Below are 20,612 nucleotides of genomic sequence, written 5' to 3' on the forward strand. Positions count from 1 at the left end.
CCATCCTTATCAAAAGGACGAAAACGCATTGTTTCCGCGGTACCACCTTCATTTGCTTACAAAAGTAAGCACGGCTCTGGCCCTTATTATCGCTAAGGGGAACGGTCATGTTTGCATGACTGCTCGGAAGTAGGTTCAATGAATTGAGAGGACTATGCTGCTCCCACCGAAATGCAGCACTCTCTGAAGTCATCAATTCATCTACTTGGCTTCGTCATCGCTTTTTGTCATGTTCAATTATTACAGAAATTATATTCATTTCAGAAAAATATGTCAACTCAGAGACGTGACGAATGGCCAAAAAAACAGTAAAATAAAATGAATGAGTATTCACTAGGCGCAGATACAGAAAACAAGGGGGAACGAAATATGGAAATCACCAAAATAGTGATCCCTACACCTTATGATGTGGGAGATGTCAATGCGTTTTTAGTAAAAGGGGATGCGCTGTCCATTGTTGATGCCGGTCCGAAGACGCAAGAGGCTTACGAGGCCCTCGAATATGGCATTAAAAACGCAGGGTACCGTTTTGATGATATTGAGCAAGTGATTTTGACCCACCATCATCCGGATCATGCGGGATGGGTGGATGCCTTCCCAAGGGCGGAAATTCTCGGGCATGAGTATATCGATCATTGGATGAAGAAGAACGAAGAATTTTTGCGTTACCGGGAAGCGTTTTATGAAATGTATTTGAGAAAACAGGCCGTTCCTGAAGAAAATATCCAGGAGATTCTCAGCATCCGAAGAAATTTGGAGTTATATGGAAACACTCCGCTGACGAAATATATCCAAGATGGCGACGAAGTGCCGGGTCATCCCGGATTGATCGCCTATTATACTCCCGGTCATGCGCAAAGCCATTTGATTTTTCATGATCAAAAAACAAAGGAAGTCATAGGAGGCGATTTGCTGTTGGAGAAAATCGCCTCGAACCCGCTCATTGAACCGCCGGTGGATTTGTCCTTCGATCGTCCGAGAAGCCTTGTTCAATATCAAGCGTCATTGCGTTTTTTGGCGACGTTGGATGTGGCCAAATTGTATGCGGGGCATGGGAATGAAATTGTGGATGTAAAGGGATTGGTAAAGGAAAGACTTCAAAAAGATGCCCACCGGACAAATCAAGTTTATGAAATCTTATCAGAACCTAAAACGGTATATGAAGTGACGAAAGCGTTATATCCGGCCGTTTATGAAAGCCAATTGGGCTTGACATTATCCAAAACCCAAGGGTATTTGGACGTATTGGTGAAAGAAGAGCGGGTCCGATGCGAACAAATGGGGGACCAAGAATTCTATTCAAGAATTTGACAAGGTCTGCCGGGGAAATGGGAGAAGTGGAATTGATCTGTTCAATTTCGCCTCTCCCATTTGTACTAGTTGCAAAAATAACTGATTTAATTGGTGTTGGGAGAAATTAGAAGCATTGATTGTATTAAGCTATGATTAAATATTTGGTCCAATTTCTCCTCCTGTAAATACAGCCTTTTCAACCCTTGCATCAGTTACGCTAGGATCTTGACCCACAATACGTGCAGTCAAATAATAAGTGTTTGGACCTGGATCCGGTGAAGTGTCTACAAAATTAATTGTAGTTATATTTCTATTAACAAATCCACTATTTACAATAGTATCAAAAAAGGTAAACAAAGGCGTAGTAAAACCAGGATCGTTTATAAATGCTCAGCGCTATTTGGACGAATGCTGGTCCAGAAAATGTACCTACAATCGATTCTACTGTTGCGGTCAACCATACGCGATTGCTTACATCATCAATGTTCAACGTAATCGTTAAGAATAAATGCCTAGCATGATGATAAATGACGAAATGCGAAGATATAAAAACCCGCATTTCAGGAATTCCCCCTGAGCTGCGGGTTGGTTTTTATAAAGAATGCATATGTTAAGCTTTGAATGAAAGTCCCGGTCCGAAAAATTCAAAATGGATGCGTTCATCCGGAACGCCGAGCTCTCTCATCATCGGAATCAGGGCTTCCATAAATTTTTCAGGGCCGCAAATATACACTTCCGAATGATCTTTGATGAATCGGTCCAAATCCTCTTTTGTGATATAGCCGTCTGTATCCGAATATTTCACAAAATATGTTCCGCCCAATTCATTAAGTTTGTTTTGAATCCGTTCTTGGAATACGGCCAATTTTTCATTGCGGACGGATTGGACAAAGGAAACGTCGCGCCCTTTTTCCATGGAATCCAGCATGGCGTATTGCGGTGTCACACCAATTCCCCCCGCTACAAACAATACCGGGTTGCCGTTTTCCGTTAAAGTGAAGAGGCCTGCAGGAGCGCTGATTTCCAGCGTGTCTCCTTCCTGTACATGATCATGCAAGTAATTGGATACGACGCCTTTTGGATGGTTTTCCGCCTCGCGTTTCACTGTAATCCGATAAACATTTCCGTTTGGCGCCTGGGATACCGTGTAGTGACGAAGCGCCGTATATTCTTCCCCGGGAGCTTTCACTTTGACCGTGATATATTGGCCGGGCCGGTATGGAGGAAGCGCTTTCCCGTCTTCCGGCGTCAAATAGAAGGAAGCGATCAAATCATTTTCCTGTTCCTTTTTCACCACTTTGAACGGCTTGAATAGGCGCCATCCTCCATTGGCTTCCGCCTGTTGATACAGCTCTTCTTCCACTTGGATAAAGACATCCGCAATCACGCCGTATGCTTCTGCCCAAGCTTCGATTATTTCATCCGTCGCCGCATCGCCCAATACTTCTTTAATGGCGGCGAGCAGATTCTCTCCAACGATTGGGTAATGTTCAGGCAATATACCGAGCGCCCGATGTTTATGGGCGATTAAATGCACAACCGGCAAAATGGATTCCAAATTGTCGATATTCGCTGCCGCGGCATAGACGGAAGCCGCCAGAGCCTGCGGTTGTCTTCCTTCTCTTTGGTTGGATTGGTTGAATACATTTTTTAGCTCAGGATGGTTCGTAAACATTCTTTTATAGAAATGTTTTGTAATATCCACCCCATGTTTTTCAAGGACCGGTGCGGTCGATTTCACGATGTCGATTGTCTTTTGTGATAGCATTGTTGTGTCACGTCCTTTCTAAAACACTATAAACCGGCGGAAAATTAAAAGCAATATTCCATATACATCTTTAACATTTTTGCCACAATTGATGTATCAAAAATACTGCTTTAAATTGAAATTTTTGTGTAAAAATCTACTTGCATTTTGAAAAATGGTATAATGAATGCAGATTATATAAATTGAAGCGTGGTGGATTTGTTTTGCGTTTAACATTATATACAGACTATTCCTTGCGGGTTTTAATATATTTGGGACTGAAAGGCGACCAGTTGTCGACGATCCAGGAAATCGCAGACCGATATCATATATCCAAAAATCATTTGATGAAGGTGACCTATGATTTGGCGCAAATCGGTCTAATTGAAACGGTACGCGGACGGGGCGGGGGAATACGCCTCAAAGTTGAACCGAAAGATATCAATATTGGCAAGCTGGTAAGACATACAGAGGAAGATTTCCACGTTGTGGAGTGTTTTGAGCGGGAAAATAATCACTGCATCATTTCTCCGGCCTGCCAGCTGAAGCATGCATTGAATGAAGCTTTAAAGGCGTTCCTGCATGAACTGGATCAATACACTTTGGCGGATTTCCTCCAATCAAAGGAGGAATTATCCGATTTGCTTAAAAAGGAAACCTAGACTTAGGGATGGTCCTGCAAAGGATATCCCTTTTTCTTTTGGACTACATATGTAAAAATCTATAAAAATAAAAGATTTGGAAAGGATTAATGGAGGATGAAAAAAATATTTATTACCGGATCCACAAGCGGACTTGGAAAAATCATTGCAGAACGATGTTTGAAAATGAAGTATGAAGTCTATGCGACCGGAAGGAATAGAGAAGCGCTTGATTTTCTTTCCAATCTCGGAGCCAATGTAATCCAGGGAGATTTATGCAGCAAAGAAGATATTCATCGAATATGCAATGAACTGCCCGATATCGATGTGGCCGTCATCAACGCGGGCGTCGGCTTCTTTGAAAACGCCTATGATTTATCTGATGAAGAGATTGATTTGATGGTGGACGTGAATATCAGGGCCCCGATTTATTTGGCCAGAAACCTGGCGAAAAAAATGATTCCAAGGCACTCCGGCCATTTCATCTTTATCGGCTCACAGGCGGGGAAAGTGGCGACGAAAAAGGCCAGTGTCTATGCCGCCTCGAAGCATGCAATCACCGGCTTCGCAAACGGCTTGAGGCTGGAACTGGCTCCATTCAACATCAAAGTGTCTGCCGTGTTTCCGGGACCCATCGATACCCCATTTTTGGACAAAGCGGATTCGACATCCACTTATCGGAGTTCTGTCAAAGGTGTTTTATTGAATCCTCAAACGGTTGCCAAAGAGGTCGTCAATTTAATTGAACATCCTGCCAGGGAAATTAATTTGCCCCGCATCATGGGCCTGACGAGCAAGCTATATGCGGTTGCCCCCGGAATTGTCGAAAAAGTGGGGAAACGTTTTTTTACAATAAAATAATGGAAGTGCATAAGAAAACATTATTTTGCTCTCTTAAAAAAATCTTTCGTCTACTTACAAACATACACTTGTATTTATTTTTATAATCTGTTAAGATTCATGTATAAACTTTTAATAGATTGTATAAAAATACATCTCAGGAGTCGAAGGAGTACAGGTTTATGGCAAACAAAAAAGTAGTTCTAGCTTATTCAGGCGGTCTTGATACATCTGTTGCTATTCCTTGGCTAAAAGAACAAGGGTATGATGTAGTGGCAGTTTGTTTGGACGTCGGTGAAGGAAAAGATCATGAATTTATTCAAAAGAAAGCTCTTCAAGTGGGAGCTGTTGAATCATATATCATTGATGCGAAAGATGAATTTGCGGAAGAATATGCGCTGGTGGCTCTTCAGGCGCATACATGGTATGAGCAGAAATATCCGTTGGTTTCCGCGTTATCGCGTCCATTGATTGCGAAAAAATTGGTGGAAATCGCGAACAAGACAAATGCGGATGCAGTGGCGCACGGATGCACAGGTAAAGGAAACGACCAAGTTCGTTTCGAAGTTTCTATCAAAGCGCTTAATCCGGAGCTTGAAGTATTGGCGCCTGTACGCGAATGGGCTTGGAGCCGCGACGAAGAGATCGAATATGCGAAAAAACATAATGTTCCGGTTCCCGCAACAATCGATTCCCCGTTCTCGATCGACCAAAACCTTTGGGGACGCGCCAATGAAGCGGGTGTCATGGAAGATCCGTGGGTGGCTCCTCCAGAAGAAGCTTACGGATTGACTGTATCCATTGAAAATGCGCCGGATACGCCGGAATATGTAGAGATTGAATTTGTGGAAGGAAAACCGGTGGCATTAAACGGCAAGGAGATGAAATTGGCCGATTTGATTCTTGAATTAAATAAAATTGCCGGCCGCCACGGTGTAGGACGCATCGACCACGTGGAAAACCGCCTTGTCGGCATCAAATCCCGCGAAGTATATGAAATTCCGGGAGCAAAAGTTCTTTTAACTGCCCACAAAGAACTTGAAGACATTACGCTTGTGAAAGAATTGGCGCACTTCAAGCCAATCGTTGAACAAAAACTGTCCGAAGTGATTTATGACGGTTTATGGTTCAACCCTATTCGCGAAGCGCTTTATGCCTTCATTAAAGAAACACAAAAATATGTAAACGGAACAGTTCGCGTTAAATTGTTCAAAGGCCATGCCATCGTAGAAGGACGCAAATCTCCAAATTCTTTATATAGCGAAAAATTGGCCACTTACTCCAAAGAAGATGCGTTCAACCATCAATCAGCGGTCGGATTCATCGAACTATGGGGTCTTCCGACAGTAGTGGCTTCACAAGTCAACAATAAAACATTAAAAACGAAATAATGAATTTTTGCGCGAAGAGGTCTAGGGGAAATTATTTTAAGACAGGCCGGGGAGGAAAATGCTTGTCCTTAAAATAATGAGCCTGGGAAGGGGAGTTTCCCGGGCACTTAGGCTGCTTCGCTATTCTTATGCATGGAAAACAAATTTGGATAAGGACAGGTGGAAACAAATGACAAAACTTTGGGGAGGGCGTTTCCAAAAATCAGCGGAGAGCTGGGTGGATGAATTTGGAGCGTCCATCGGTTTCGACCAGCAATTGGTAATGGAAGATATCGAAGGCAGCCTTGCCCATGTCACGATGCTTGGGGCACAAGGCATTTTGCCTCAAGAAGATGTGGAAAAAATCAAATGGGGGCTCAATGAATTAAGAAAGAAAGCCGAAAAAGGCGAACTGGAATACAAGGTTGAAAATGAAGATATTCATTTAAACATCGAGAAAATGCTCATCGATTTGATCGGCCCGGTCGGCGGAAAATTGCATACGGGGCGCAGCCGCAACGACCAAGTGGCGACAGACATGCATTTGTTTTTGAAGAAACGGGTCAAAGAAGTTGTCGAATTGATCGAAGCTTTCCAAAAAACGATTTTGGAGAAAGCTGAACAGCACATCGAAACAATCGCTCCCGGTTATACACACATGCAAAGGGCGCAGCCGATCAGTTTCGCTCATCATTTGATGGCCTATTTTTGGATGCTTGAACGGGACAAAGAACGTTTCAATCAGTCCTTGGAACGCATTGATATTTCGCCATTGGGTGCCGGGGCCATGGCCGGCACGACATTCCCGATCGATCGGGAAATGACTGCCGGATTGTTGGGATTTTCCAAGATTTATGAAAATTCCATGGACGCTGTGAGCGATCGGGACTTTATTGTGGAATTTTTGGCAAATTCCGCTTTACTTATGACCCATTTATCACGGTTTGCAGAAGAAATCATTATTTGGTCCACGGACGAATTTAAATTCATTGAGCTTGACGATTCCTTCTCGACGGGTTCATCCATCATGCCGCAAAAGAAAAATCCGGATATGGCGGAATTGATTCGCGGCAAAACCGGGCGGGTTTATGGCAATCTGATCGGTTTGCTGACTGTTTTGAAGGGGACGCCGCTTACCTATAATAAAGACATGCAGGAAGACAAGGAAGGCATGTTCGACACCCTTCAAACAATCTTAGGCTCCCTCAAGATTTTTGAAGGGATGGTCCGGACGATGACAGTCAATACAAAGCGTTTGAATGAGGCGGTTCACAGTGATTTCTCCAACGCAACCGAGCTGGCGGACTATTTGGCAACAAAAGGAATGCCATTCCGGAAAGCCCATGAAGTGACGGGGAAATTGGTGTTCAAATGCATTCAAAAAGGAATTTACCTGAAAGATCTGACATTGGAAGAAATGAAAGAAGAAAGTGAATTGATTGATGAAGATGTTTACGAAGTGCTGAAACCTGAAGCGGCGGTCGCCCGGCGTCTGTCCCAAGGCGGAACGGGATTTGAACAAGTGCGGAAACAAATTGAAAAAGCGAAAGAATGTTTAAAATAATCCTTTTGGTGCCGGTTTTACCGGCACCATTTTTATTTGGGAGAGAAGCGGTACCGGCAATTGATTTTGCGGATGAATAGCCTCCCTCGAATAGTAGAAAATAAGGTAAAGGAGAGGAGGTTGGCGCTTTGAGATTACTGATATCACTTGTATTGGTTGCTTCAACGATTTTGATCGGAAATATCATGTCCGACCCTTCGGAAACACGGACCCAGCAAACATCCCCCGCTTATGCGAAATGGGGAAGAATCGCCATGGAAAAGGTGAAAGAGAAATACCGCCATGCGGAAATCATTGATTATTTGCATATTGGAAAAGTGACGGGAGATAAAACTTCCACGGAAAAATTCAAGCTGTGGCTCAGGGAAAGGAACCGCGAATTTGGCGTCTTTGTCGATATCACATTTGATAATGAAACGGAAGAAATCATCAATGTGGAATTCCAAGAAACCGACCGGTAATAACAGAAAAATCTCCTTTGCGCGGTTTTGGCGTCTGCAAAGGAGATTTTGTGTGAATCTGGGGGATTTATACCCGGATTTGTCCATTTCCTCGGATATAATATTTGGTTGATGTCAAAGCAGGCAGCCCCATTGGGCCTCTTGCATGCAATTTTTGCGTGCTGATGCCGATTTCCGCGCCGTAGCCAAATTCAAAGCCGTCGGTGAAACGGGTGGAAGCATTGACATAGACGCTTGTTGCATCTACGCGGTTCAAGAATTTTTCCGCGTTCTGTTCATCATTTGTAATGATCGCTTCCGAATGTTTTGTACCGTAATGATTGATGTGATCGATTGCTTCATCCACATCTTTTACGACTTTCACGCTGATTGTCAAACTTAAAAATTCCGTAGCATAATCTTCTTCCGTTGCAAGGGCGGCTCCTGGAAGCACCTCGCATACTTTTTCGTCCCCGAGAATTTCCACCCCGGCATTTTGGAGGCTTTCCAATAGCGGTTTTCCATGTTCTTTGAACCAATCTTCCTGAATCAATAAGCTTTCCGCCGCGTTGCAAACAGACGGTCTTTGGGTTTTGGCGTTGATGACCACTTTTTCCGCAATTTCATAATCTGCAGATTGGTCAATGTAAACATGGCAATTGCCGGCTCCCGTTTCCAGCACCGGAACGGAAGCTTCCCTTACGACAAGATCAATTAATTTTTTGCCTCCCCGCGGAATTAGGACATCAATATACTCTTTTAGGTGGAATAATTCGGAAGCCGTTTCGTGGCTCGTATCTTCAATTAACTGAACCGCATCCACAGGCAAGGCGGATTTTTCCAATGCCCTGTGAATGCATGATACAAGGGCGATGTTGGAGTGTTTTGCCGACGAGCTTCCGCGCAAAATCACGGCGTTTCCGGTTTTTAAGCATAGGGTCGCCGCATCTACGGTTACATTGGGACGTGCTTCGTAAATCATGCTGACAACTCCGAGCGGAACCCGGCGTTTTTCGATTTTTAAGCCGTTTTCTTTTGTAAAGCTTTCCAATACTTCTCCAACCGGATCCGGCAATTCGATCAATTGCCGGATGGATTCCACCATGCCTTGAATGCGCTGTTCATTCAACAGGATGCGGTCGAGAATTGCATCCGACAGGCCATTTTGTTTTCCATTTTCCAAATCTTTTTGATTGGCTTCCAGGATGGCATCCTTTTCCATTAGCAGCTGATCGGCAATTTTGCCAAGCGCATCATTTTTTTCTTCTGTCGTTTTGACATTCATGATATAGCTGGCCATTTTGGCTAATTTTCCTTTTCGTCTTACTTCGCTTTCTGTTATGGACTGTGTCATGGAAATACCTCCTTTGATGAAATTTATAATGTAACCCATTTATCCCGATGGATCACTTCGATGAATCCGTCGTGAAGCTCATCGGTTTTTTTTCCGCAGGCAAATTCGATTTCTTCGCTGGAATAGAGGACTTCTCCCCGTCCAATGAGACCGGATTCCCCATATACTTCTACGACATCTCCACGGTCAAAGTCGCCTTCCACTTTATAAATGCCTGCGGGCAGCAAACTTTTGCCTCTCAAAAGCAGCGCTTCCTCTGCGCCTTTATCGATAAACAATTTTCCCTTAGGTTCCGTAAAGGCGATCCATTGTTTTTGGCTCGGCAGGACTGGCAGCTCATCCCGTTCAATATACGTTCCATCCCCCCGGCCTTCCAGTATTTCGATAAGTTTATCCGGACCGCTTCCGGTTCCAATAAAAACTTTCACCCCGGCTTTGAGGGCGGTGCGTGCAGCCAGCAATTTCGACTGCATGCCGCCGGTGCCGACCTTGGATCCCGCCCCTTTTGCCATTTCCAGCATTTCGTCGGTGATTTCCGTTAACCTGCCGATTCGTTTGGCGTTCGGGTTTTTTTGCGGATTGTCATCGTAAAATCCGTTGATATCCGTCAAAATAATCAGTTGATCGGCATGAACCAATCCGCTGACAAGGGCGGAAAGCATATCGTTGTCCCCAAAAGTAAGTTCGGTCACAGAAACGGTGTCATTTTCGTTGATAATCGGCAGGATGGAGCGTTCCAAAAGTTCGCTGAAGGTGGCAAAGGCGTTTTTGTAGCGCTCTTTGTTGGAAAAATCGGTACGGGTTAACAGCACCTGGGCGGTGGTGATGCCGTATTTCGCAAATTGTTCCGCATATAACTGGATCAGCAGGCTTTGTCCGACGGCGGCCGCCGCCTGTTTTCCTTTCAGCGTGACAGGGCGGGTCGGATAGCCCAGTTTCCGAAATCCCGCCGCCACAGCTCCCGAAGACACAAGCAGGACTTCATGGCCCTGTTTTACGATTTTTGCAATCGCTTCGACATGTTCCTGTATTTTTTCGTAATCAATTTCGCCTTTTGAATTCGTCAGTGAACTTGAACCGATTTTAACGACAATTCTTTTCTTTTCCATAGATAACCATCCTCGAATATTCATCGTATAAATAAAAAACCTTTTCCGCCCCAGCTTTTAGGGCGGAAAAGGGTTTCCGCGGTACCACCTAAATTGGATTATAAAATAATCCCACTTTACCTCAGATAACGCCTGAGCGTACGTCCAGTTTTGGCTGGAAGCTGACGAAGCAGGTTCAGCAGCTCTTGTTTGTACGATGTCTTTCAGCCCATGGACACCGCTCTCTTTCCAACAGTGTGCTGCCTACTGGTCTTCGCTGCGCTTTTTCCTTATGTGTTCCGGTTCGTATATTTCCATTTTAAATATGCATTATATTTAGAAAAGTGTCAACAATTTCAACACAAAAATTATCCCGGGAACTTTCCGTTAAAAAGGGTTTTGATCGGATTTATAATTTAAGTAGCGGAATTAAAGCAAAGGAGAATATCGCCATGTTATTTATAGAAATTGACAACGGAGTGGACATTGTAGGAGATATCCATGCATGTTTTGATGAATGGATGGAAATGCTGGACAAGTTGGGGTACAGAAAAAATGAACAGGGGCTGTTCATTCATCCGGAAGGGAGAAAAATCGTCTCCCTTGGGGATGTGATGAGCAGGGGCCCAAGATCCATTGAGACGATGCAATTTTTTTTAAAACATTGCGGAAAAAATATGTATATGGTGGACAGTAATCACGGCTGGAAAATCGCCCGTTGGCTGGACGGAAGAAAGGTGCAGCTCAAACATGGGGATGAAAAAGTGGCGGAAGAGTTTATAGAATTTGAAAAGAAGTACGGGAAGGAGAGAACTGTCCGGTTGAAGAGGCAATTAAGGGATTTATTCATGAATTTGCCTTCCCATATCATTTTAAGGGATCATGGACAGCCGAAAGTCGTATGTGTCCATGCAGGAATCCGGGAAGACTTCATAGGAAAAGAATCGGAAAGAATCAAAAATTTTTGCCGCTATGGAGATGTGGCGGGGATGGACCGGCACGGGAAACCGATCCGCCGGGAATGGTATAAACAATATAAGGGAGAATTGATGGTTGTGTGGGGGCATGATCCAAAACCGGAACCTCTCGTGATCAATAATACAATCAATATTGACCAGGGAGTCGTCTTTGGAGGAAAACTGACGGCTTTCCGTTATCCGGAGAAGGAATTTGTCTTTGTTCCGGGAAAGAAAGATTATGCCGGTTCAAATGACAATCCATTTACAGGAAACAACTAAAAAAACCCCTCAAACCCAATGAAGGATTTGAAGGGTTTTCTTAGTTTTCAACCATTATGATGGTGGCCTTTCATCGGTGTCAGGCTGCTTGTTTTATATATTTATTAAGCAAGTGGTCTAGTTGCTGGCTGCAATTTACTACTTCCGGATGTGTGAAACCTAGTTCTTGTGCTTTTCGATACATATTTTTTCTTTTGATTTCTATCACAACTTTTAACACTTTTTTATAGAGCGTGTTAAACATCTTTACTCCTCCAGTAAAAATTTGTTTCTTATTTTTTATTTTTGTTTCTTGCTGTAGAAGCTATTTCATTGTATATCATTTATTTCGAAAAAAATGTCGGATTGTGGTGGAAACTATACATTTTCATAAATTTGTCACAATTTAATAGGGTTAAAAAGTAGAAAAGTGGGTATATATTTTTATTGGCTTTTTGTTAGCTGCGTAAAACTGGTCATATAAAATGGAAAAACAATAAATTTCGAGAAGAATAAAAAATTGAGGAAACAGTATTGTCAGAAACGGAAGGAATGATGAGGGCAAAAAAAAATCATCCAACAAAATTGGATGAAGATTTTCAATAAACTTGCTTTTGAATTAATTTGTGAAAGAAAGAATAGCGTTGTTTTTGAAAGCTTTCAAAGTGCGGATCGCTTCTTCTTTTGTATCGTATTCAAAGCAACGGAAAGTGTCTGTTTCAAAAACTGTTACAACCCACATCAAAAATCCTCCTCTCAAAAATTTCGCTGAACCCTTTTGATTTATTTCCACCAAACTTTTTCCGGCAGTTGTCATTTCGTAAAGGACAAGATTGCTGACTTACCAAATTTTTGAAGTGCCAAAGCCGCTTCTCTTTTATCCGCAAATTCAAAGATCCGATAAGAATTATTTTCAAACACGGTAAGTACCCACATCTTGGGATCAAACTCCTTTAGAATAATTTTGTTATATAACAATTTTTAGGTTCGGAAAAATTGTTATATATCAAATTTCAATTTCATTGTACAACGGAAAAGTGAAAAAGAAAACAGTTAGTGAAAGTTTTCACATTTTGTTCAATTTGATGGCGCTTTCATTTTTCAAGGAAAATTCACAAACAAATTGTTTTATTGGCAAAGTATTTTAGGCGGCAAAATCCAGCGAAAATTTTTATTTTCGCTGGATTTTGGGTTATCGGGCCAAGTGTTTGTAGAAATGTTTCGGAAATTCGAGGCCGAGATTTTCGAATTGCTGTTCTGCTTTCTCAATGGCTTCCTTCACTTTCGCTTTCGTCTCTTCATCCAATTCCTGTTTCTTCGGCATTTCAATTCCTAATTCCTGAAACCGTTTTTCAGCTTCTTCCCGTGTAATGGAACCGCTTTTCAATTCTTTCCAGATTTCTTTTGCTTTTTGCTTTGTTTCTTCATCAAGATTTTCGAAGGCCTGGCAGTGTCCGTTTTTCGGGATGACGCCAAGTTGTTCGAGTTTTTTATTTGCTTCTTCGGAAGAGATTTTCTCTTCATCCAATTCTTTAATGATGGCCAGAATTTGTTGTTTCTTTTGATCATCTAATTGGGAAAGAATTTGATGGGGGTTCGGATGATCAGTTTTTACTCCCAATTTTTCAAGCTCTTGATGCAATTGATTCAAAATTTGGTCCACCTGCTGTTTTTTTGCATCATCCAGCTGTTCATATTGTTTCAGGAAATTTAAGTGATGATGATCTTCTGCGGCATCTGCGCCAACAGGCAAAAAGAATAGTCCGAAGATGAAAAGGAAAGTTAAAAAGGGAAGGATTTTTTTCATGTACAATCACCTCTTTATAGAATTTTCACTAATATTTATCCTTCCCAAAACTTTCGAAGTAACAAGCGGTGATTATTGGCAGATGCGTCAGAAAATGAACAATAAAAAAAGGAGCATACAAATGCTCCTGAAACTTTGCGCCTATTGTCTTTCTCAATAGGGCTTAGGCTACCAATGTTAAGTTTGTGTAAGAAAGAATCGCTGGGAGATCGATTTCTTCCATCATTTTAACTGCTTCTTCTTTTGTTTCAAACTCAAAAATCCGGAAAGTTTCGCCGTCAAATACAGTGAGCACCCACATCGTTTTTCTCCTCCTGAAAAAATTTAATTTTGTTATATAACAACCGAAACGGTTTTTTCTTTTGTTATATATCAACTTTCACTATCATTGTACGACTTATTTAGAAAAAAAGAAAGGATTCGTGAAAGTATTCACATTTTGTTCATAAATTATATTTACAAAATGTTTAAAGAAATGTCATGAAAAATTATTTTTTTAAATAGTCGTCAATCGGAATGATTTTTTCTGGAACATTCTGATCCGGTTCTTTATAGGATTCCATTTTATTCTTGTTCCCGATATACATATTAAAATTGCGGTGGGTGCCCTTCATGTAAATAATCCGGTTTTTCTTCATCCGATAACCTCCAAAACAGCGGGAGCTTATATGTTTTTGTTCGATTTTTGGTTTCGATCATGGTTGGTTTTATTGTTTTTATTTTTAACCTTCGCATCAAATTCCTCTGAAATTTCGGCGGTATTGTCCAATGGATTGTCCTTGTTGCTCGTTGTATTTTTGTGCAAATGTTTATAAGTTTCAAATGGGTTATGAGTCCGCTCATTCAAAACTTTCGGATTATTTTTGCTCAATTGTTTTCACCTCCCGGCATGCATTTTCACTTATTATTCGCAAAAGGCCGGCTGCTATTCCACCGTCTTTCAAAATCACCGGGAATATATTATTTATGGCTTTTTCCACTGTCGGTTCCCGATTCAAATTTTTATGATGCAAAGAGAAAAAAAGAGAATAAAAATAGAGAAAAAGCAAATACCAATGAGCGAAAAACTATTTTCGTTTATTAATTTTTCGAGAACATGCGGAATATTACTCAAATGGGGCATTATAGTGAATTCCATTTTGGACAATCTAATGGAAAAGGGAGGTGAATGAACATGATGATAGAAAAATCCTCCTATTGGAAGGAAGAATTCGCCCGTCGTCTTGAGGGCAACGGACCATGGGATGACTGGACGTTGTACAAAATGGCATATGAAGTGGAGAAAGATCAATTGATTACCGATTTTTCAGGATTGCAAGCCCCAAAATTTTTAACTAACATAAAGTTTCTTGACCATCAAATCGAGGCGGCAAGAACGGTGATCGAAAAGATGAACGGGAAGGCGATTCTGGCGGATGAAGTCGGGCTCGGAAAAACGATTGAGGCCGGTTTGATTTTGAAGGAATACATTTTAAGAGGTTTAGTAAAGAAGGCACTGATTTTGGTTCCTGCTTCATTGCTTACCCAATGGGTGGATGAATTGAACGGCAAGTTTTTTATTCCCGCCATCGGTTGCAAAAAGAAAAATGTCCCTTTTGAACATTATGATTTTGTCGTGATGAGCATGGATATGGCCAAACGCAGCCCTTATCGCGAAAAAATTTACGGGCAGGATTATGACATGATCATTATTGATGAAGCCCACAAGCTGAAAAACCACAAAACCCAATCCTATCAATTTGTACAAGGATTAAAGAAGAAATTTTGCCTGTTATTGACCGCCACCCCAATCCAAAATAATATATTTGAAATTTTTTATCTTGTATCATTATTGAAACCGGGCCATTTAGGAAATGTCGAAAGTTTCCAGACTTATTTCAATAATGGCAAGAACGGCCTGAAGGAAGATGATTATTTAAAAGAACTGGTGAACCAGGTGATGATCCGAAACCGCAGACAGGATACCGGCATCGAATGGGTCGGCAGGCATGTACAGACGATTCCGATCCGTTTTACAAAAGAAGAGCAGGAAGTTTATCAAATGATTCAACGTTTAAAAGAGCGCACAACAGTTTTCAACAATTCCTTTGCCTTAACAACAGTATTAAAAGAAATGTGCTCCAGCAAAGAAGCGGCCTACCTGACTTTGGAAAAAATGAAGGAAAAAGCGCGGTCGCAGGCGGAAATCGATTATATCGAAGAAATCATCGGGAAATTGGCCAATTTGGAAGTGAATTCAAAAGCGGAAAAAGCTTATGAAATCATCCGAAAGGCCAAAGAGAAGGTCATCATTTTTACCGAATATCGGGCGACGCAGCTGTATTTGCAATGGTATTTATATCAAAAGGGAATCAAAAGCGTGTTGTTCAACGGAAAGTTCAGCAAAAATAAGCGGGATTGGATGAGGAGATTGTTCCAGGATGTTGCGGATGTTTTGATTGCCACGGAATCCGGAGGGGAAGGCATCAACCTGCAATTTTGCCATCATGTGATCAATTTCGATTTGCCTTGGAATCCGATGAAAATTGAACAGCGGATCGGCCGTGTCCACCGGTTCGGGCAAGAGTCCGATGTATATATTTACAATCTGGCCGTTCAAGATACGATTGAAGACCGGATCATTGATTTATTGGGCAATAAAATCGATGTTTTTGAAAAAGTTGTCGGCGAGCTGGACGATATTTTAACGAACAAAATGGAGGAACGAATATACCGTTCCCCATCCTTTGTATCCAATTTTCATTTTGAAGATTTCGGTTTGGAAGATCAGCTCGGTTTCACATAATACTTCTCGCATGGAAGGGGGAAGGGCAATGTTGGCAGAACAGATTCACGGATTTTTAAAAACTTTTTTTAAAGTCACCAATTGCGAGATTACGGAAGAGGGTCCCCATTATTTGACGGTCCAGTTGACGGCGGACATTGATAAACGCATCATGAACCGCCCCTTTTACTGGCAGTTTATTGAAAGTACAAAAGCCGAACCTAATCCGCTGAAGGTCACATTTATTACGAAAAAGAGCGAAGAACAGGAGATCCGGGGGGAATATATTCATTACGGCTCGATGCGGATGCATCAAATTTTCCAGGCGACAAAGGAATTGGGATCTTTTGTCCGGATGTACCAAAATGAAGAAGGGGCCAGTTTATTTCCGTGGATCGGCGCAAATTTCAAAGTTTCCTATCATGCGGACCAGACGAAAGAAATGCTTTTTTCGTTGGGAATCAATTTAATCCATGGCAGCGTCAAAAGCAATTTTCAAGATATATTGAATGAACTGGATTTGACAAATGAAATGCCAAAAAACGCCTACTGCCTCCCTTATATTGTTTCGCCGATCAGGGCCATTGAACGGCTGGAAACTGCCGTTGAAAATTATATTGCCAATGATGACATGACATGGGCGGAGGAAGCAAGAAAACGATGGAAAAGGGAGCAGGAGATTTTGGATCATTTTTATCTGGGAGTGGAAGAGAAGCCCAAAATTTATGAAACCGAGAAGAAGGCCCTTGAAGAACGGTTTCGGCCGCGAATCAAAATGGAAATCGTAAGCGGAGGGCTGTTTTATTTAAAATAGGGGAGATTTTCGACATGATTTTGTCATCGGCTGTACAAGTATAAAACGGCAAAATGTATGGCCATGTTAAATAAAAAAAGAAAGGAATGGAAAATGAGAGGAAGAGTGTTTTTTGCTCTTATACTGGCCATGTGTCTGAGTGTCGCCGGCTATTCCCTGTACGAAAAGGAACAAAATCAACATGATGAAGAAAGGATCGAAGATGTTTACTATTCTTACGATGAACATGGACCGGATGCCGCTAATGTTTGCGAAAGGGGAATGATGCAATCCCCGGTTCAAATAACCCGGAAAGATGCATTGCAAAATCAGTCGCCTGAAATAGAAATTCATTATGGAGAAGGACGATTTGAAATAATCAAAAAAGCCCATACGGCAGAAGCCGTTTCGAAATCCGGCCAAAACTATATTTTGATTGATCATCAGCAATACAAGTTGGAATCATTCCATTTCCATCTGCCAAGCGAACATCAAGTAGAGGGGCAAAGCTATGAAATGGAATTGCATTTCGTGCACGAAAATAAAAATGGGGAACAAGCCGTCATGGCCGTTTTTATCCAGGAAGGGCAAGCCAATGAAATGGTGAAAGAAATATGGAGCCGATTGCAGGACGGATTTTCGAAAAAAGATAATGTGTCAATCCGATTGCCGGAATTCATTCCAAAGGAAAGAAGGGCATTTTATTATACCGGTTCTTTGACGACTCCGCCATGTACGGAAGGGGTAAAATGGATTGTGTTTGAAATGCCGGTTGAATTTTCGGAGGAGCAAATCGGGACATTCCATCGGCTTTTCGGAAACAACAGCAGGCAAGTCCAGCCGCTTAACGGAAGAAAGATTTATCAATTGACAGTCCGGTAGTGATGTAATAGCAATGGAAAAAAAGCTTGAGCCTTTTACAGGCTCAAGCTTTTTTATTTTTTTCCTTGCCTTTCATTAGTGTTTGGAACCGCTCCAATTCCGAATCTTTCTTCGGCTTCAGATCATATGGATTTTTTTCCGATGAAAATTCTTCGTTTACATGCACTCCTATATCCGCAGCTTTGTCGGATGTCGGATCGTTGATAATCCGATCCATCGTCCCGTCAAAATGCGGAGTGGCCTCTGAGTGCTGATGATCGCTTCTTTTTGGCAATTTCCTCATCTCTTTTTTGTTAATATGGCATTTCATCAATTTTTTATGAATGGAAGGGAAGAAGAGGGCAAAACAAAAAGGAGCATTACGCTCCTTATTGCAAACTGACAATTTTTAAATTTTGCTCTTTCAAATAATCGATAATTTTAGGCAGAGCCTTCACCAATTGGGGTGATTCATGAAGGGTTATGATGGCGGCGGAAACCGGTTCGTTTTTGATGTTTTTGATAATTTCATCAGCCGTTTCCGCTTCCCAGTCTTTAGGATCCAGATTCCATAAAATGATCTGGCATTGTTCATTTTGCGCGGCAGCCTGCGTATTTTCATCGATCAAACCGTTGGGAGGCCTGAAAAATTTTACGGGCTGACCGGTAATGTTTTCGATGATTTTTTTCGATTCGCTGATTTCATATTGTTGTTCATCCAATGTTTGTTCAGTCATCGAGTCATGGGTCATTGAATGGCTTCCGATTGTATAACCATTAGAATGAACATATTTTACAATATCCGGGTGTTTTTGGACGTTGTATCCGATAAAGAAAAACGTTCCGCCAACCTCTTTTTCTTTCAGAATATCAACGATTGCTTCCGTATATTTGGATGGACCGTCATTGAAGGTTAAAGCCGCATAACCTTCGGGAATGCTGAACGTCAAAAAATCATTGATTTGCAGGGAAGGAATTTCCGGCTTCTCATTGGCGGTTTCTGAAATTTGTTCGGCATTCTGCTGCTTTGAAGCTCCGATATTTTCCGTCGAATTGAAAATGGATGTAGAAAGTATGTCAAAAATGATTATGCATAGGATAATCACAACGGCGACTATTAACGAAGCGGTCAAAATTGATTGGGGAAATCCTTTGATGGAACGGATTCTTTTTTTCAATTGCAGCTTCGATAACAAGTATGTATATGGTTTCGGTTTGGCTTCTTGTTTTTGTTCTATGGAGGCAGCAGATGCCGTTTCGTCAACTGCGTGACGAATTTCATCATTCATTTCATCCGAAACAGCCGGGTTTTCGCTTTGTCCTTCTGCTTGTCCTTCCAGTTCTTCCGCCCCTTCTTGGATTTCGGAATCTTCGTCATTCCGGCTTACGCAGCTTTCCTTTGCATCGGCTTTTTCGTCAGATGTATCCGTTTCCTTCTCTTCACGGGGAGGGTTGATTTCACGAATCTCTTTCGCTTCAGCATGGATTTCTGCAGCGTTTGGATCCTCAAAAGCTGAATCGGTTTCTTTCCCGTTCGGCTCCTCATCGTTTTGGGGAGGAATCGCCCGAATAGGCTTCTCAATGACCTCTTCGGCATTTTTCAAAACGCTGAGAGTATCTTCTTTTGGCAGATTAGGGAAAATAAAATCATAGGACAGTAAATCTGCGATACGATAACAATTTTTTATTTTTTCCAACTGCTGATGGAATTTGAATGAGCAGCGGAAGTTCATTTTCCGGCTCGCATCCCGATACGTTCCCGTAACGGAACTGGAGCATTGTCCATTTTGAGGATCGACGGCAGTTTGAAGCGACAAACGGTAACGTTCAACGCCTTGGAATTTGCAAATTTCTTTCAATGATTTCGCCGTTTCATTGTCAATGAGCCAGTATAGTTCAGATTGATCGTTGGTAGCAAAAATCCTCAATTTTAATAAGTGAAATCCGCTGACTTCGTGGATCGACAACAGTTCAAGTATTTTTACATTATGGACAGACATTCCTTACTCCTTTCTCCCGTGAAAAGATCAACTCCGCATTTATTCTTCGTTCGGTTTTTGCAGGAAGGAGAAAGACATTCTTTCTGTGAAGTCGGAAATTGTTTTCATTAATTGCGCCTTTTCTTCAACGATTTTTTCATATTGTTCCTTATATTTTTGATTTTCGATTTCCAGATTGCGGATCCGCTCTTCTAGTTCACTGATTTTCTGCATTTGTTGCGTCTGGATTTTGGAAGATTCTTCATACAATTTGTTATATTTCGCTTTTTCAGTTTCCAATTGGTTGACTAATTTGTCATACTCCAAATTATGGGTTAACTGATATTCCTTGTAATCTTCAAGCAATTGATCATAGCTCATTTGTTTGTTTGTCAAGCTGATTTCCAAATCACGGATTTCTTTTGTTTTTTCCTGGATGATTTGATCTTTTTTCAGCGAATCACGTTTTAAACGGTTGATCGTTTGATTGGCATTTTCCAGCTGCTCCACCAAAGCATTGTATTTATAGGAAAGCAATTGGCGGTCCTTGATCATATTCTCAATGGACACGATCACATCCATCGCAATTTTGTCCTGCTGATCCCGAGAAAAAATAATCGATTCATTCGAATCAATTTGCTGAACATTTTCCTTCTCCGGCTGTTCTTCTTTTTCGCTCTCTTTCGGCAATTCTTCGACAACCGGTTCGGAAGGCTCATCTTGGGATTGTTCTACCTCATGTTGATTCGATAACGGGTTTTTAAACCATCCAAGCCGCTTCTTTTCCATTTCATTAGCCAAAATATCATCTCCTAAAACCTGATAAAAAAATAAACAAAATTTCCCATTTAAAT

The 20,612-nt window shown here is 41.7% G+C and carries 23 protein-coding genes and 1 other annotated feature; of the genes, 10 read left to right on the plus strand and 13 right to left on the minus strand.

Annotated features, from left to right (window positions below):
* Positions 1 to 10: 10 nt before the first annotated feature.
* Positions 11 to 227, minus strand: a binding site (T-box leader).
* A gap of 142 nt (positions 228 to 369) precedes the next feature.
* Positions 370 to 1,311, plus strand: coding sequence for an MBL fold metallo-hydrolase (locus NST62_RS05930; protein WP_141600739.1), 942 nt, complete (start codon positions 370 to 372; stop codon positions 1,309 to 1,311).
* Between the two features lie 322 nt (positions 1,312 to 1,633).
* Here NST62_RS05930 and NST62_RS05935 read toward each other — a convergent pair whose 3' ends face one another.
* Both NST62_RS05935 and hmpA read right to left on the minus strand, forming a co-directional pair.
* Positions 1,634 to 1,852 (minus strand): hypothetical protein, encoded by a 219-nt coding sequence (locus NST62_RS05935; RefSeq protein ID WP_141600738.1) that lies wholly within the window; start codon positions 1,850 to 1,852, stop codon positions 1,634 to 1,636.
* Positions 1,853 to 1,903: 51 nt separating this feature from the next.
* On the minus strand, positions 1,904 to 3,061 hold the full coding sequence (gene hmpA, locus NST62_RS05940) for an NO-inducible flavohemoprotein (protein ID WP_141600737.1): 1,158 nt from the start codon (positions 3,059 to 3,061) through the stop codon (positions 1,904 to 1,906).
* 203 nt (positions 3,062 to 3,264) lie between these two features.
* Between hmpA and NST62_RS05945 the strand changes: the two genes are divergently transcribed.
* From NST62_RS05945 to NST62_RS05965, 5 genes are all read left to right on the plus strand, one after another.
* On the plus strand, positions 3,265 to 3,702 hold the full coding sequence (locus NST62_RS05945) for an Rrf2 family transcriptional regulator (protein WP_141600736.1): 438 nt from the start codon (positions 3,265 to 3,267) through the stop codon (positions 3,700 to 3,702).
* Positions 3,703 to 3,798: 96 nt separating this feature from the next.
* The gene (locus NST62_RS05950) at positions 3,799 to 4,542 is read left to right on the plus strand and encodes an SDR family NAD(P)-dependent oxidoreductase (RefSeq protein WP_141600735.1); all 744 of its coding nucleotides are present in this window, start codon (positions 3,799 to 3,801) and stop codon (positions 4,540 to 4,542) included.
* A 161-nt stretch (positions 4,543 to 4,703) separates the two neighbouring features.
* Positions 4,704 to 5,912, plus strand: coding sequence for an argininosuccinate synthase (locus NST62_RS05955; RefSeq protein ID WP_328215446.1), 1,209 nt, complete (start codon positions 4,704 to 4,706; stop codon positions 5,910 to 5,912).
* Positions 5,913 to 6,081: 169 nt separating this feature from the next.
* Positions 6,082 to 7,455: an argininosuccinate lyase gene (gene argH, locus NST62_RS05960; RefSeq protein WP_141600733.1), complete on the plus strand. Its 1,374-nt coding sequence runs from the start codon at positions 6,082 to 6,084 to the stop codon at positions 7,453 to 7,455.
* 128 nt (positions 7,456 to 7,583) lie between these two features.
* Positions 7,584 to 7,916 carry a DUF3889 domain-containing protein gene (locus NST62_RS05965; protein WP_141600732.1) on the plus strand — a complete coding sequence of 111 codons (333 nt, stop codon included), beginning with the start codon at positions 7,584 to 7,586 and terminating at the stop codon, positions 7,914 to 7,916.
* Between the two features lie 67 nt (positions 7,917 to 7,983).
* On the opposite strand, the gene NST62_RS05970 is transcribed toward NST62_RS05965, so the two are convergent.
* The gene (locus NST62_RS05970; protein WP_141600731.1) at positions 7,984 to 9,249 is read right to left on the minus strand and encodes a glutamate-5-semialdehyde dehydrogenase; all 1,266 of its coding nucleotides are present in this window, start codon (positions 9,247 to 9,249) and stop codon (positions 7,984 to 7,986) included.
* Positions 9,250 to 9,272: 23 nt separating this feature from the next.
* Positions 9,273 to 10,358 carry a glutamate 5-kinase gene (gene proB, locus NST62_RS05975; RefSeq protein WP_141600730.1) on the minus strand — a complete coding sequence of 362 codons (1,086 nt, stop codon included), beginning with the start codon at positions 10,356 to 10,358 and terminating at the stop codon, positions 9,273 to 9,275.
* A 431-nt stretch (positions 10,359 to 10,789) separates the two neighbouring features.
* On the opposite strand from proB, the gene NST62_RS05980 reads away from it, so the two are divergent.
* Positions 10,790 to 11,575, plus strand: coding sequence for a metallophosphoesterase (locus tag NST62_RS05980; protein WP_141600729.1), 786 nt, complete (start codon positions 10,790 to 10,792; stop codon positions 11,573 to 11,575).
* A gap of 79 nt (positions 11,576 to 11,654) precedes the next feature.
* Here the strand turns inward: NST62_RS05980 and NST62_RS05985 are convergent, their stop codons facing one another.
* The 6 genes from NST62_RS05985 to NST62_RS06010 form a co-directional block, all read right to left on the minus strand.
* The gene (locus NST62_RS05985) at positions 11,655 to 11,819 is read right to left on the minus strand and encodes an aspartyl-phosphate phosphatase Spo0E family protein (protein ID WP_141600728.1); all 165 of its coding nucleotides are present in this window, start codon (positions 11,817 to 11,819) and stop codon (positions 11,655 to 11,657) included.
* 354 nt (positions 11,820 to 12,173) lie between these two features.
* Positions 12,174 to 12,296, minus strand: a complete 123-nt coding sequence (locus NST62_RS05990; RefSeq protein ID WP_281279172.1) for a hypothetical protein — start codon at positions 12,294 to 12,296, stop codon at positions 12,174 to 12,176.
* Positions 12,297 to 12,746: 450 nt separating this feature from the next.
* Complete coding sequence (locus tag NST62_RS05995; protein ID WP_141600727.1) at positions 12,747 to 13,361, minus strand: hypothetical protein; 615 nt, start codon at positions 13,359 to 13,361, stop codon at positions 12,747 to 12,749.
* A 163-nt stretch (positions 13,362 to 13,524) separates the two neighbouring features.
* Positions 13,525 to 13,662, minus strand: coding sequence for a hypothetical protein (locus tag NST62_RS06000; protein WP_181733114.1), 138 nt, complete (start codon positions 13,660 to 13,662; stop codon positions 13,525 to 13,527).
* Positions 13,663 to 13,849: 187 nt separating this feature from the next.
* Positions 13,850 to 13,999, minus strand: a complete 150-nt coding sequence (locus tag NST62_RS06005) for a hypothetical protein (protein WP_181733113.1) — start codon at positions 13,997 to 13,999, stop codon at positions 13,850 to 13,852.
* A 26-nt stretch (positions 14,000 to 14,025) separates the two neighbouring features.
* A complete protein-coding gene (locus NST62_RS06010; RefSeq protein ID WP_141600726.1) occupies positions 14,026 to 14,232 on the minus strand; it encodes a hypothetical protein in 207 nt (68 codons plus the stop codon).
* 297 nt (positions 14,233 to 14,529) lie between these two features.
* Here NST62_RS06010 and NST62_RS06015 point away from each other — a divergent pair, with 297 nt between their 5' ends.
* The 3 genes from NST62_RS06015 (at position 14,530) to NST62_RS06025 (ending at position 17,800) form a co-directional block, all read left to right on the plus strand.
* The gene (locus NST62_RS06015; RefSeq protein ID WP_141600725.1) at positions 14,530 to 16,146 is read left to right on the plus strand and encodes an SNF2-related protein; all 1,617 of its coding nucleotides are present in this window, start codon (positions 14,530 to 14,532) and stop codon (positions 16,144 to 16,146) included.
* Positions 16,147 to 16,174: 28 nt separating this feature from the next.
* Positions 16,175 to 16,939: a YqhG family protein gene (locus NST62_RS06020; protein WP_328219701.1), complete on the plus strand. Its 765-nt coding sequence runs from the start codon at positions 16,175 to 16,177 to the stop codon at positions 16,937 to 16,939.
* A 93-nt stretch (positions 16,940 to 17,032) separates the two neighbouring features.
* Positions 17,033 to 17,800 (plus strand): carbonic anhydrase family protein, encoded by a 768-nt coding sequence (locus NST62_RS06025; RefSeq protein WP_181733112.1) that lies wholly within the window; start codon positions 17,033 to 17,035, stop codon positions 17,798 to 17,800.
* A 43-nt stretch (positions 17,801 to 17,843) separates the two neighbouring features.
* Here the strand turns inward: NST62_RS06025 and NST62_RS06030 are convergent, their stop codons facing one another.
* From NST62_RS06030 to NST62_RS06040, 3 genes are all read right to left on the minus strand, one after another.
* Complete coding sequence (locus tag NST62_RS06030; protein ID WP_141600722.1) at positions 17,844 to 18,074, minus strand: hypothetical protein; 231 nt, start codon at positions 18,072 to 18,074, stop codon at positions 17,844 to 17,846.
* 94 nt (positions 18,075 to 18,168) lie between these two features.
* Positions 18,169 to 19,779, minus strand: a complete 1,611-nt coding sequence (locus NST62_RS06035) for a polysaccharide deacetylase family protein (protein ID WP_342463219.1) — start codon at positions 19,777 to 19,779, stop codon at positions 18,169 to 18,171.
* Between the two features lie 39 nt (positions 19,780 to 19,818).
* The gene (locus NST62_RS06040) at positions 19,819 to 20,559 is read right to left on the minus strand and encodes a hypothetical protein (protein ID WP_141600720.1); all 741 of its coding nucleotides are present in this window, start codon (positions 20,557 to 20,559) and stop codon (positions 19,819 to 19,821) included.
* Positions 20,560 to 20,612: the final 53 nt, after the last annotated feature.

The organism is Ureibacillus sp. FSL K6-8385, assembly GCF_038593155.1.
In the GTDB taxonomy this organism is placed as follows: Bacteria; Bacillota; Bacilli; order Bacillales_A; family Planococcaceae; genus Ureibacillus; species Ureibacillus terrenus.

Excerpts from the sequence above, each read along its gene's own strand:
- NST62_RS05930 (WP_141600739.1), top strand. The coding sequence starts at position 370 with ATGGAAATCACCAAAATAGTGATCCCTACACCTTATGATGTGGGAGAT.
- NST62_RS05935 (WP_141600738.1), bottom strand. The coding sequence starts at position 1,852 with ATGCGGGTTTTTATATCTTCGCATTTCGTCATTTATCATCATGCTAGG.
- hmpA (WP_141600737.1), bottom strand. The coding sequence starts at position 3,061 with ATGCTATCACAAAAGACAATCGACATCGTGAAATCGACCGCACCGGTC.
- NST62_RS05950 (WP_141600735.1), top strand. The coding sequence starts at position 3,799 with ATGAAAAAAATATTTATTACCGGATCCACAAGCGGACTTGGAAAAATC.
- NST62_RS05955 (WP_328215446.1), top strand. The coding sequence starts at position 4,704 with ATGGCAAACAAAAAAGTAGTTCTAGCTTATTCAGGCGGTCTTGATACA.
- argH (WP_141600733.1), top strand. The coding sequence starts at position 6,082 with ATGACAAAACTTTGGGGAGGGCGTTTCCAAAAATCAGCGGAGAGCTGG.
- NST62_RS05970 (WP_141600731.1), bottom strand. The coding sequence starts at position 9,249 with ATGACACAGTCCATAACAGAAAGCGAAGTAAGACGAAAAGGAAAATTA.
- proB (WP_141600730.1), bottom strand. The coding sequence starts at position 10,358 with ATGGAAAAGAAAAGAATTGTCGTTAAAATCGGTTCAAGTTCACTGACG.
- NST62_RS05980 (WP_141600729.1), top strand. The coding sequence starts at position 10,790 with ATGTTATTTATAGAAATTGACAACGGAGTGGACATTGTAGGAGATATC.
- NST62_RS05985 (WP_141600728.1), bottom strand. The coding sequence starts at position 11,819 with ATGTTTAACACGCTCTATAAAAAAGTGTTAAAAGTTGTGATAGAAATC.
- NST62_RS05990 (WP_281279172.1), bottom strand. The coding sequence starts at position 12,296 with ATGTGGGTTGTAACAGTTTTTGAAACAGACACTTTCCGTTGCTTTGAA.
- NST62_RS05995 (WP_141600727.1), bottom strand. The coding sequence starts at position 13,361 with ATGAAAAAAATCCTTCCCTTTTTAACTTTCCTTTTCATCTTCGGACTA.
- NST62_RS06000 (WP_181733114.1), bottom strand. The coding sequence starts at position 13,662 with ATGTGGGTGCTCACTGTATTTGACGGCGAAACTTTCCGGATTTTTGAG.
- NST62_RS06005 (WP_181733113.1), bottom strand. The coding sequence starts at position 13,999 with ATGAAGAAAAACCGGATTATTTACATGAAGGGCACCCACCGCAATTTT.
- NST62_RS06015 (WP_141600725.1), top strand. The coding sequence starts at position 14,530 with ATGAACATGATGATAGAAAAATCCTCCTATTGGAAGGAAGAATTCGCC.
- NST62_RS06020 (WP_328219701.1), top strand. The coding sequence starts at position 16,175 with ATGTTGGCAGAACAGATTCACGGATTTTTAAAAACTTTTTTTAAAGTC.
- NST62_RS06025 (WP_181733112.1), top strand. The coding sequence starts at position 17,033 with ATGAGAGGAAGAGTGTTTTTTGCTCTTATACTGGCCATGTGTCTGAGT.
- NST62_RS06035 (WP_342463219.1), bottom strand. The coding sequence starts at position 19,779 with ATGTCTGTCCATAATGTAAAAATACTTGAACTGTTGTCGATCCACGAA.